The 12029-nt window shown below is 52.6% G+C and carries 8 protein-coding genes; all 8 read left to right on the top strand.

All coding sequences use genetic code 11. The features are described 5' to 3' along the window. Positions 1–341 precede the first annotated feature (341 nt). Positions 342–608, top strand: coding sequence for a DnaA N-terminal domain-containing protein (locus OR1_RS23205; RefSeq protein WP_041970103.1), 267 nt, complete (start codon positions 342–344; stop codon positions 606–608). Then, positions 553–1695: a chromosomal replication initiator protein DnaA gene (gene dnaA, locus OR1_RS03775; protein ID WP_370543329.1), complete on the top strand. Its 1143-nt coding sequence runs from the start codon at positions 553–555 to the stop codon at positions 1693–1695. Before OR1_RS23205 ends, dnaA begins: the two co-directional genes overlap by 56 nt. A 207-nt stretch (positions 1696–1902) precedes the next feature. Further along, complete coding sequence (dnaN, locus tag OR1_RS03770) at positions 1903–3021, top strand: DNA polymerase III subunit beta (protein WP_041970102.1); 1119 nt, start codon at positions 1903–1905, stop codon at positions 3019–3021. A gap of 72 nt (positions 3022–3093) precedes the next feature. Then, positions 3094–4200 carry a DNA replication/repair protein RecF gene (recF, locus tag OR1_RS03765; protein WP_041970101.1) on the top strand — a complete coding sequence of 369 codons (1107 nt, stop codon included), beginning with the start codon at positions 3094–3096 and terminating at the stop codon, positions 4198–4200. Between the two features lie 23 nt (positions 4201–4223). After that, positions 4224–6602: a DNA topoisomerase (ATP-hydrolyzing) subunit B gene (gyrB, locus tag OR1_RS03760; RefSeq protein WP_041970100.1), complete on the top strand. Its 2379-nt coding sequence runs from the start codon at positions 4224–4226 to the stop codon at positions 6600–6602. Positions 6603–6951: 349 nt separating this feature from the next. Then, the gene (locus OR1_RS20555) at positions 6952–10413 is read left to right on the top strand and encodes a hypothetical protein (protein WP_052440238.1); all 3462 of its coding nucleotides are present in this window, start codon (positions 6952–6954) and stop codon (positions 10411–10413) included. A 208-nt stretch (positions 10414–10621) separates the two neighbouring features. After that, the gene (locus OR1_RS20550) at positions 10622–11539 is read left to right on the top strand and encodes an AraC family transcriptional regulator (protein ID WP_052440237.1); all 918 of its coding nucleotides are present in this window, start codon (positions 10622–10624) and stop codon (positions 11537–11539) included. A gap of 12 nt (positions 11540–11551) precedes the next feature. Next, positions 11552–12010, top strand: coding sequence for a pyridoxamine 5'-phosphate oxidase family protein (locus OR1_RS03745; protein WP_082002788.1), 459 nt, complete (start codon positions 11552–11554; stop codon positions 12008–12010). Positions 12011–12029 lie beyond the last annotated feature (19 nt).

Here is a 12029-nt window from a genome sequence, read left to right as displayed (position 1 = left end):
ATTAGCCTTGCAAATTAAAGTTCCCTCTGTTAGTGTTCAAAATCCAAAAAAACGGCGTCTGATGAGGTGATATGCCCGGTAACAGTTCGTCATTGATAGTAATTATCCATATGCGCGGCTGTTGACAAGCCTGTGTAAAACTTTCTCAAAAATATCGAATTCTGAAAATAGAAGCTCGAGTTTTGGCCTATAGTATTTCCATTCTCGATTTAACTCTCGGGGTTAAATTTCCAGCAGCAGGCTGCGTTGAGAGATTATTTATGTCCTAAGATGCCTCGTGCCTTACTGCGGGGATATTCAATGACCATCCTGCCAAGTTGCAGGTGTCCCGGTTGACTTCCATGGAAAAGATCTGGCAAGAGGTACAAACCAATATATCAAAGGTCATGACTCCTCAGACCTATAATGCCTGGATTAAGCCGATCAAGTTCCAGTCTGTCCAGGGCGATTATCTGATATTGGAAGTCCCGGATTCCTTTTCAAGGGAGTTCATCCGCGAGAAGTACTCCAGCATCATCTCAGAGGCGATGACTGCCCTGACAAACACGAACTATTCCCTGGAATTCGCATTACAGGAAAAAAACGAGTACCGCCGCATCTCAGCCTGATCCCAAGCCCGATGCCAGTGCAACAACAAAGGAAACCCGCAGTAAACCGGAAAAAGAGTCCGAATACCTCTCCTTTTTGAATCCAAAATACACATTTGAAAAATTTGTATGCGGCAGCAGCAACCAGTTTGCCTATGCCGCTTCCCAGGCAGTGGCAAACAACCCTGCAACAAACTATAACCCCTTATTCATATACGGCGGCGTTGGCTTGGGTAAAACCCATCTGCTTATTGCCATTGGCAACCAGATCCTGGCCACGAACAAGTCAGCCCGCATCTGCTATTACACTTCCGAAAAGTTCATGAACGAAATGATCAACTCGCTTCGTCATAAGAAGATGGACGATTTCAGAAACAAGTTTCGTAAAGCAGATGTCCTTCTGATCGATGATATCCAGTTCATGGCAAATAAGCCTGCGACCCAGGAAGAATTTTTTCACACCTTCAACTCGCTCTATGAATCGCACAAGCAAATTGTTTTGACATCCGACAAGTTTCCCAAAGAGATTCCGGAATTGGAAGAACGGCTCAGATCACGTTTCGAGTGGGGACTGATAGCGGACATACAGCCTCCGGACACTGAAACCAAGAGCGCCATTCTCAAAAAGAAGGCCGAGTTTGACGGGATACTGCTTCCTGACGATGTGGCTCTTTTTCTGTCCTCCAGCTCTGCCAGCAACGTTCGTGAACTGGAAGGGATGCTGGTAAGGCTAGGCGCCTATTCGAGCCTTACCAACAGCAAGATAACCCTGACAATGGCAAAAGAAGTGCTAAAAGATATCATCGTCGACAAATCCAAGGATATCTCCATTGAATACATTCAAAAAGCAGTGGCAGACCATTTTCAGCTCAAAATAAGTGACCTGAAATCAGACAAGAGAATTAAAACTCTTGTGGTCCCGCGCCAAATCGCAATTTTTATCTGCCGTGAACTTACCAAGGCTTCATATCCGGAAATAGGCGACAAATTTGGCGGTAAAGACCATTCGACAGTAATTCATTCGGTGAAGAAAATCGAAAAACTGCTGGGCCAGGATCACGAGATCAGAAACACCATCGAAATTATCAGGAGAAGCCTGTTAACTTGACAGTGGGTTCCTGTTGAAAACAGTTGGCAACTGTGTAAATCTTTTTGCCGGTGTGGAACAAATGAGTTTCTCACCAGACTTGTTTACAAGATATTTATGCTCTCAACAACAGGTACAGCCGTTGTTTTTTGATACGAATCAACATATCAACAGGTCTTTCTATTACTACTACCTATAAATACTTATAAGTATAAATAAGGAGCGATCATGGAATTCAAAATTCTCAAAGAACCTTTTTTAAGGGCATTGCAGCGAGTGCAGGGTATCGTTGAAAAAAAGAATACCATGCCGATCCTTTCAAATGTTCTTATTGAAGCACTTAATGATAATATCTATATCCTGGCCACAGATCTTGAAGTCGGCATCAAGACTTCCCATGCCGCTACCGTAATTGAGGAAGGCAAAATTACCGTATCTGCCAAGAAACTATATGAAATAATAAAAGAATTGTCCGATGAAGAAATTACTTTCAAAACAAAGGATAATGATTGGGTTGAGTTGAAAAGCGGCAAGGCTCAGTTCAATATTGTGGGATTATCCCCTGACGAATTTCCGTATTTCCCGAGAATACACGACGAAAATCTGATCAAGATAAGCGGCAGCATGCTTAATGATATGATCGAGAAAACCTCCTATGCGATCTGCCACGATGAAACCAAATACAACCTTAACGGAATTTTCGTTAAGGCCGTAGAAGACGGCGATCGCAAGCTGTTGCGGATGGTAGCGACTGACGGACATAGACTCTCCATCGTTGAGCGGGAATTGAGCGGATCGATCTGCCCGGAACTCAGTAACGGAGCCATATTTCCCAAGAAAGGCATTTTCGAGTTAAAGAAGATAACAGAGGATGTAGACGATGATATTGAGATGACTTTCATGGACAACAGCGCCGTTGTGAAAAAAGGGGACACCATCGTTGTCATGCGCCTGGTTGACGGCGAGTTTCCTGATTATACAAGGGTAGTTCCCGCAAACAACGACCTGCTCGTAACTGTCGATAGAGAACCATTTCTTCGCGCGCTCAAAAGGATTGCAATTCTTTCCAGTGAGAAATTCAAGGGCGTTAAATTCAATATCGATCCGGAACTCCTGGAAATATCATCCAGCAACCCTGAAATTGGCGAGGCAAAAGAAGAGATTGAAATTTCCTATACCGGAAATACAATGGTTACCCGTTTTAATGCCAAGTACATCATTGACGTACTTTCCGTGCTTGGCGATGAAACCGTTCAATTGCATATGAAGAGCGAAATGACCCCGGCGATCATTAAACCGGCATCAGATGATGGATTTCAAGCCATTATCATGCCGATGCGTCTTTAATCAATTCCGGTCGGATTGCAGAGAACCAAGGGGCCTCTCAGTTCGAGCGGCCTTTTTAGCGAAGCGGGTACAATGATTCTTAGCAGGCTGTCGGTCCAATCGTTTCGTAACCTTGCAGCCACCACGGTTGAATTCGGAACCGGGTTCAATATTTTCTGCGGTGACAATGCTCAGGGAAAGACAAATATCCTTGAATCGATTTATCTGCTCGGAACCCTTAAATCATTCCGGATGGCCAAGAATCCGGAACTTATCGGCTGGGAAAAGCAGTTTTCGCTGATAAAAGGGTTAATAAGCGATGATGGCCTAAACAGGGAAGTGGATCTGCTCCTTGATCAAGCCGGCAAAAAGGTCCGGGTTGATCAAAAAACAGTTGTCAGGGTGGCGGATTTCTTCGGCATCCTTACGGTTGTGCTTTTTTCGCCGGAAGAGTTGACGATGGTCAGGGGTGCTCCGGAGTCCAGAAGGCGGTATCTGGATCGGGCAATTTTTGCCGGCGACGTGATTTATCTGACCAGACATCACGAGTACATGAGGATTCTCAAGCAACGTAATGCCCTTCTCAGGAGTGGCGACACCAGCTCTCTGGAACCGTGGAATGAGCAGCTGGCTGTGGCCGGGGCGCAACTGGTCACCAGCCGCGTCGGTTATATCGGGAATATCGACAAACTACTGAAGGAGACTTTCCGGGAAATCACCGACACTAATGACGAGGTCGCCATTTCCTATCATTCGGGAAGCCTGGCGTATTCTGAAGATTTGAACGACAATATCGATCGCTTGGCGGCAGCGCTAAACAAACGGAGGGAACCGGAGCTGCTGCAACGGACCACTTTGACTGGTCCGCATCGCGACGATATCGTATTTACTATTAATGGTAAGCCGCTCAGGCACTCTTCTTCGCAGGGACAGCAGCGCTGCTTTGTTCTGGCGCTGAAAATGGCCGAAATAGAGCTGTTGAGAAGATGCCGTTCCGTCTCGCCGGTGCTGTTGCTGGACGACATGACCAGCGAACTCGACAGTCGCAGAATTGCCAATCTCCTGAAATTCCTTACTGATCGCAGGATGCAGGTGTTTGTGACTACAACCGGCACCAATGATTTTGAACTGTTCGAAGATAATAACTTGCGGCTGTTTCACGTGGAACAAGGAACGGTACGCCCGGCAAATAAAGCGTAATACATAGATTCAGAGGAGAAGACATGACTGACAAAACCGTGAATGAGTACGGTGCCGAGCAGATAAAGGTTCTTGAAGGACTGGAAGCAGTGCGGAAACGTCCGGCAATGTATATCGGCTCCACTTCCTCTCCAGGGCTGCATCATCTGGTCTATGAGATTGTCGATAACTCGATTGACGAAGCTCTTGCCGGTTATTGCGACGAAGTAACGGTCACTATTCATGTCGATGGTTCCGTAACCGTCGTGGACAACGGTAGGGGTATACCTACGGATATGCACGAATCCGGTCGGTCGGCGGCAGAAGTGGTATTGACGGTGCTGCATGCCGGCGGCAAATTCGACAACGCGTCTTATAAGGTTTCCGGCGGACTGCATGGTGTGGGGGTGTCGGTAGTAAACGCGCTATCCAAAAAACTCGAGCTGGAGATCAGGAGAGACGGCAAGATCTTTCGTCAGTCTTACCGGCGCGGAGAACCGTTGACAAGTCTTGAGATGACGGGCGAGACAAAAAAACGGGGAACCAAGATCAATTTTTTACCTGACGACGAGATCTTCGAGACAACCGAGTTTTCCTTTGACGTGCTGTCGCAAAGATTGCGCGAACTGGCGTTTCTCAACGCCGGGGTCCGGATCAAGATCATTGATGAACGGGTTGCGGACAAGAGCCATGAGTTTTTCTATGAAGGCGGGATCAACTCATTTGTTGAATATCTGAATCGCAACAAAACCCCTCTTCACCCCAAGCCGATCTATATCAAGGGCGAAAAGGGCGGGGTCGAAATGGAGATTTCGATTCAGTATAATGACTCATATGACGAGAAGGTGTTCACCTTTGCGAACAATATCAATACCCATGAGGGGGGCACGCATCTCTTCGGATTCCGCGCTTCCCTTACCCGCACCATGAATGCCTATGCAGCTGCGAACAATCTGCTGAAGAACGAAAAGGTCAGCGTCTCCGGTGAAGACCTGAGAGAGGGGTTGACAGCGGTCATTTCGGTAAAGATCCCGCAGCCGCAGTTTGAGGGCCAGACCAAAACAAAGCTCGGCAACTCAGAGGTAAAAGGTTATGTAGAAACCCTGATGAACGAAAAGCTTGCCGTTTTTCTCGAAGAAAATCCCAAGGTCGCCAAGGATGTCATCGGGAAGTCGATAGAAGCGGCCCGGGCCCGTGAGGCAGCCCGCAAGGCCAGGGATCTGACGAGGAGAAAAGGCGCGCTCGAAGTCGGCAATCTGCCGGGAAAGCTGGCCGACTGTCAGGAAAAAGATCCGGCACTCTGCGAACTCTACCTGGTCGAGGGTGATTCTGCCGGTGGTTCTGCCAAGCAGGGGCGGGACCGGAAGTATCAGGCGATTCTGCCGCTGAAAGGTAAAATTCTGAATGTGGAGAAGGCGCGGTTCGACAAGATGCTCTCTTCGCAGGAAATACGCACCCTCATCTCGGCTCTTGGCACCAGCATCGGCAAGGAAGACTTCGATATCGCCAAACTGCGCTATCATCGCATAATAGTCATGACCGATGCCGACGTGGACGGTTCGCACATTTTGACCCTGTTGCTGACCTTTTTCTTCCGCCAGATGGTGGAGCTGGTGGAGCGCGGTCATCTTTATATCGCCCAGCCACCGCTCTACAAGATCAAGCGCGGCAAGAAGGAGCAGTATCTGCGTAACGAGGCTGCGCTGCAAAACTACCTGCTGGAAGAGGGAACCGATGAGATGGTTCTGACCCTTGCTGGGGTGGACAAGACCTACCGCGGCAAACAGATCATCCCGATACTCAAACAGCTCATCGAAAGAAAGAACCTGTTCGATAAGGTGGTCCGCAAAGGGATCAACGAAGAGCTGCTCCGTTTGCTGCTGAACCATGGCGTCAAGGGTGGCGAGGAACTCGACGACTTGGTCCCGTCCCTGGAGAGGATCAAGTCGGCAACCGAGGAGTTCGACTTCGTGAACGCCGATGGCCGGATAATCTGCAAGCTGGGAAATGTCAGAACCGCAATCGACGCCCACACGGTCGAGATTCTCGGCTTATACGAGTACGAACTGCTGGTGGGGAGCCAGGGCAAGGTCAGGGAACTCCTCGGGGACGGGGTTGCCATTGTCGGTAATGACAACAAGAACCTGCTTGAAACCGAAAACCACGAACAGCTGCTCTCGTTTTTCCTGGAAACGGCCAAGAAGGGGCTCTATATCCAGCGCTACAAAGGTCTGGGTGAAATGAACCCGGAGCAGCTCTGGGAGACCACGATGAATCCGGAGAACCGGGTGCTGCTGCAGGTAAAGATCGAGGACGTCATCGAGGCGGAAGAGATCTTCACCGTCCTGATGGGGGACCAGGTCGAACCCCGCCGGGAGTTCATCGAACAGAATGCGCTGAACGTCTCGAACCTGGATATCTAAAGGGTTGTACGAGTACCCATAAATTGTTTTTTCGGCCCCATAAGTTGAGAAAATTCTACATTTAGACAAGAAACAGCTTCTGAAAAAACGACTCGTGTTTCACGGGTCGTTTTTTTTTGGAATGCATAAGCACCTTTCAGACCGTTGGAGATTAAAGAGCCCATTTTCCGGTAAGCAGTTGCTGGCTTTCCGGCGAATAGGGGTATCTTACAAGGGATAACAGAGAGGCAATGTTTTTTCGTAGCGTTCACTTTGTATTGATGATAAAATTTTAATAAAAATTACAAAGCGCGAGGACTACTGTGACAAAGTAGAGCAAAAGATGTGTCCACTGCAGAAGGAGGCAACTATGAAACGGTTCACTTTCTGTCATTTCGGCGCAATCTTCCTTACTCTGATCATTGTCTCATGCGGTGGTGGCGGGGGCAGTTCCAACCCCGGCGTTTCAGGCCTCGACCCACCCACAACCCTCAAGGTCCCGGCAACCGATTCTGATGGCAACTACAGCGTCAGTTGGACTCCGGTGGCTGGCAGCGGCGTCACCTATACTCTGGAGGAATCGACCACACCGGACTTCAGCGGCACCGTCCGATCAGTCTACACCGGCGAGGCCCTTTCGATCAGCATCACCAGCCAGGATCAGAACACCACCTACTACTACCGTGTCAAGGCCTTGAAGGGCGGCACGGCTGACAGCGGCTGGCGACAGGCAGGCACCGGCTGTCTGGTCAAGGCCCAGACAGCCGCTCCGGTTTACAGCATCGTCACCTTCAGCGGCAGCGGCGCCTCGGCGCACATAGACGGCAGCGCCACGACCGCGGCCTTCATCTCCCCCTATGACATCGCCACCACCAGCAACGGTGGATTTTATGTCAGCGAACAGAATGCAATCCGGCTGGTCGATGCCGCCGGCACCGTAGCGACCATCGCCGGCTCAACGACACGCGGCTTTGTCGACGCTAAGGGGACCGCAGCCCGGTTCTCCAACCCGGCCGGTATTGCTGTAACCGCCAACGGCGACATCTATGTGGTCGATATGCACAATCATGCCATCCGCAAGATCGACAGTGGCGGCAATGTCACCACTGTCGCCGGGAACGGCAGCGCCGGCAGTGCTGATGGCAGCGGCTCCGCAGCCAAGTTCAACACCCCAAATGACATAGTCCTACTAAAAGACGGAAATTTCCTCATCACCGACACCATGAACCACCGCATCAGAAAGATGACTCCGGCAGGTGTTGTCACCACCATCGCCGGCAACTCAGCCGGCTATCAGGACGGGAGCGGCACAGCAGCCCGCTTCGATCAGCCGACCCAACTTGCCCTGGACCCGGCTGATGGCAGCGTCTACGTGGCTGACGGTACCGACATCATCAGACGGGTCACCGCCGGTGGTACCGTCACCACGGTCATCGCGACCGGGCTGTTGCCGGATATCGACACCGGTGTCGATGAAACCGAACACCCACTCTACTCCGCCCTCGGCGTTGACATCAGCGGCCGGCTGCTGTTCAGCGAATACTACAGCGGCATCCTCTACCGCTGGACCGGCAGCGACGCCGTGCCGCTGCTTGGTCCGGAGGGACAAACCATTGGCCCCGGCGGCATCCGACCGGTGCTGTTGCAGCCAACATCGCTGGCAGTGAGCAGCACCAGCATCGTGGTGGTGGAAAACTCCGTAGGCAAGCTCATCAAAATCGCCCCGGCCACCACCTCTAAACTCGCGCCGCAGAAAGCGCCGCTTGCGGCAACCGTTTCGGCGGCAGCAATTCCCTGGCCGGTCTCCGGCTTCAGCTCCATTGCCGCCGGCTATGGCGAGGTCCGACCGGGCGGCAATGAGCCCCGTCATCATTTCCATGAGGGGATCGACTTCGTCGGACTGAACAGCAGCGACCTGATTGCCGTCGATGACCTGCAATACGCCCAGACCGGCTCCATGAGTGTGACATTCCAGAGCAGGACCGACGCCAGTGTGCAGTGGCGTTACACGCACACCCACCCGACCAACCCTTGCCCTACCGGCAGAAAATGCCTACCGGGCGTGAACAAGAACAACGCCGGGGCGAGTAAAGTTGAGGAGACCGTATTTGATCGGGGCAATCCACTGCCGATCAACATCTATGAACTCGGGCACACCCATTTGACCAAATTGTTCAACGACAAAATTGTCCCGGCAAAAAAACTCAACTTTGCCGCCAACGTCGGCTGGAGCGATACCGTCCCACCTACGTTCAACAAAATGGCCAACGGCGCCGACATCGGCATCCTCCGGGCCAAGGCCCACAAGAATACCCCTTCCACATCGGCCAGCGACTATTTCTACCCGTACAACGCCACCACCAATACCTACAACCTGACCATGGGGGACAAATTCGAAATCATTGTCAATGGCTATGACCAGGTTGACAGTAATAACAACGCCGGCGAACACAAGATCGGGGTAACCATGGTCGCGGTATCTATCAAACGCGCCAACGGTATAGAGAAGTATGGGAACGCCGCCCTTGATTTCTCGCTCAAGGCTGAAATCGGGCAGGTTAAAGATGTATTCGCCAACGGCTCGAACATGTCCACCTACCTGTACCATGTCAATCACGTCACCGGCGCCGATACCGATACGGTCTCCACCGCCGGCTGGGTCGGCGAATATGAGGTCTGGGTGGAGATGACCGGTACCCGGGAAGACACCACCCGCAAAATGGTGAGGATCAACGTTGCTGACGCCGACCTGCTGATCGCCTACCAGTACGACGAGGTAACCGCCGCCGGTATCGACATAAGCCATCCCGGCACCAAGGTATTCAAGATGTCGAACAGTCAGACCATCCCGGTGGGGTTAGGGATACCGATCGAGTTCAGTGCCAGCGGCAAGCTGGTGCGCACCAACCTGCTGAACATCATTGACCCGCCAGTCATGGAGATCCTGGTCAACGAGAAATACGACGACAGTGCCCCCTGGAACCTGCTCACCTGCCAGTCCTGCCGAATGCACTCACTCGGTAACAACTACTACTATTATGAAGACAGCATTGGTCTTAACAGCAATGGCCGCCTCTTCTACCCCGGTTCGTACACCTTCGCCACCACTACCACAAACGGCAGCCAGGTCAACCAGACCAACAACGGCATTGTCAGCATGCTGGCGCCGAATATCGGCTTTGACGACATCAGTTTTGACATCAATGGCAGTGGTAAAATCGACACCAGCGACAGCTTCATCCCGAGCTGGCTGGCGGTGGGTCAGGATAGCCCGACCATCGCCTTTGACAGCAGCCACCTCGGCACTACCTGGCTGGCAGTGGTCAGCGACAGCGGCACTAACCTCACCTGGCTGACACCAACCTTTTCTCAGGACCTGTCGATTAGCGACAATGGGTCGCGGGTCGCCTTCAAAATGGGACAGACCAATGATTTTCATCTGGCCGCCATGTCGACCTTTGGCGGCACGCCGGTCGATCTGGAGCAGAAAAGCGGTCTGACCCTGATCTCCAATGGCGGCGGCTTGAGTCCGAGCGGCTACACCGTCAGCGCCGTCTACGCCTCCGCCACAGAGGTGGGCATCGTGCTGCTTAACGCTATCACTGGCGCCATCGAGAAAAAGATCAACCTGTCGGCCAGCAACCTTTATCCGGACACCTACCCGCCACAGTTCTCCAAGGACGGCAATTATGTAGTGTTCCCGGCCTTTGCCCAGACCGGCGGTACCATGGCCAAGGGGGCGGATCTGTACATGATCAAGACCGACGGCACTGGGCTGCGCAACCTGACCAATACAGATACGTTGCACGAGTCACGGCCGCTGGTGAGGTAAATCCGTCAAGAATCTAAACCGGCGTGGAACTTTGACCCTAGCAAGTATGAAAATCTTAATGGGTCCAGAATGTACGATTTTAGCAATAATTGGGGCCAATAGCGGACAATTTATGTTATAACTATCTGAATTATAGTCAAAGGGTATTCCATTAAATGGGTAGCCGTACAAGGGTTGGGAAAGTTTTTTACCGGAGAAGGCCATAAAGGTGTTACAGGATGCGAATGAAACCGTTCTCCGCCGGGTTACCGGCCCGGTAACACCGGAACAGCTTCGCTATGTCGACGCATTCCCCGGAGTGCGAAGCGCCCTCTTCATGCCGGTCGCTGGGGCCTGCTTCTACGCGCTTTCCAAGGACCACGCCCATCCGGGATACATGTTCGTTGCCCCCTTTGACGACCATGGGCGGGCCGTGGTTGGCGCTGAGGAGATCTCGCTCCTCTCCGGCCATGTGTTTGCCCTTTCCCCCGAAATCCTCCACACCGAACTACCTGCCGATGGGCCGCCGCGCTATGTGGCGCTTATGATCGAACCGCAGCTCTTCGAGAAGGAATGGGACCGCTATTGCCAGGAGCCTCCGATGTTCCGGGGAGTGCAGTTCCCCAGGCCCAAAGAGCTTTTGCCGCTCGTTCGCGGCTACATGTGCGAGTCAAAGAGTGACAGTCCGGGCCGGCTCGCCGTACTTGAGGCCCTGGAGGTGGAACTGTGCCACGCTCTGATCCGCGGGGTGCTGGGAGAGCCGGCCTCGAAAGAACCGGCCTCCGAGCGGCTGAGGATCGGCGGGGCAATCGAGGCAATCCATGCCCGCCTGGCAGAGAAGCTGACAATAGACGAACTGGCCGGAGCCGCAGGTCTCTCCACCACCCATTTTCGGCGGGTTTTTGCCCGCGAAACCGGGCTTTCCCCGGTGGAATATCTCAGGCGCACCCGCCTGGAACGGGCGAAAAAACTGATCGCTGCCAGGGACCTCACTCTGACCGAGGTAGCGCTGGAGTGCGGGCTCGGGAGTTCCGCCTACCTCTGCGCCACCTTCTCCAAGCTCTTCGGGCTTTCCCCAGCCGCGTACCGCTTGCTTCTCACGGATGGCCGGAGTTCGCAAAAGAAAGGTCGAAAAACGAAAGCCTGAGGCGGCCGCACCATGGTAGGCTCTCCTGAAAACCATACCAAAGGGAGAAAGACCATGGAATACGGAAACGTCCTGGAGTTCGTCACCGCCAACCCAGTCTTCAACATCGCCACCAGCGACCAGGGGTGTCCCCGGGTGCGGGCATTCCTGACCGTACTGTTCGACGACGGCCTGATCCATTTCACCACCTCGACCAAAAAGGCGGTCGGCCGGCAGCTTGCCGCAGACCCCAGGGTCGAGCTCTGCTACTGCGCCCCCGATTTCTCGAAGATGCTCAGGATCGAGGCAGAGGTTGAGGAACTGGATGACCGGTCGAAGAAAGCGCGGCTCGTGGCGGAGCGTGACTATTTGCAAGGGGTGGATCCGGACGATCCCACCTTCAAGCTGATGCGGATCACCCACGGAACCGCCCGTTTCTGGACACTGGCCGACAATATGCGCGAAGCCGAAATTCCGGCCATCAAGTTCTAAGCAGAAAGGAATACGGCAA

This window comes from Geobacter sp. OR-1, from assembly GCF_000813145.1.
Classification (GTDB): Bacteria; Desulfobacterota; Desulfuromonadia; order Geobacterales; family DSM-12255; genus Geoanaerobacter.
This window is presented reverse-complemented; position numbering and strand designations above follow the sequence as displayed.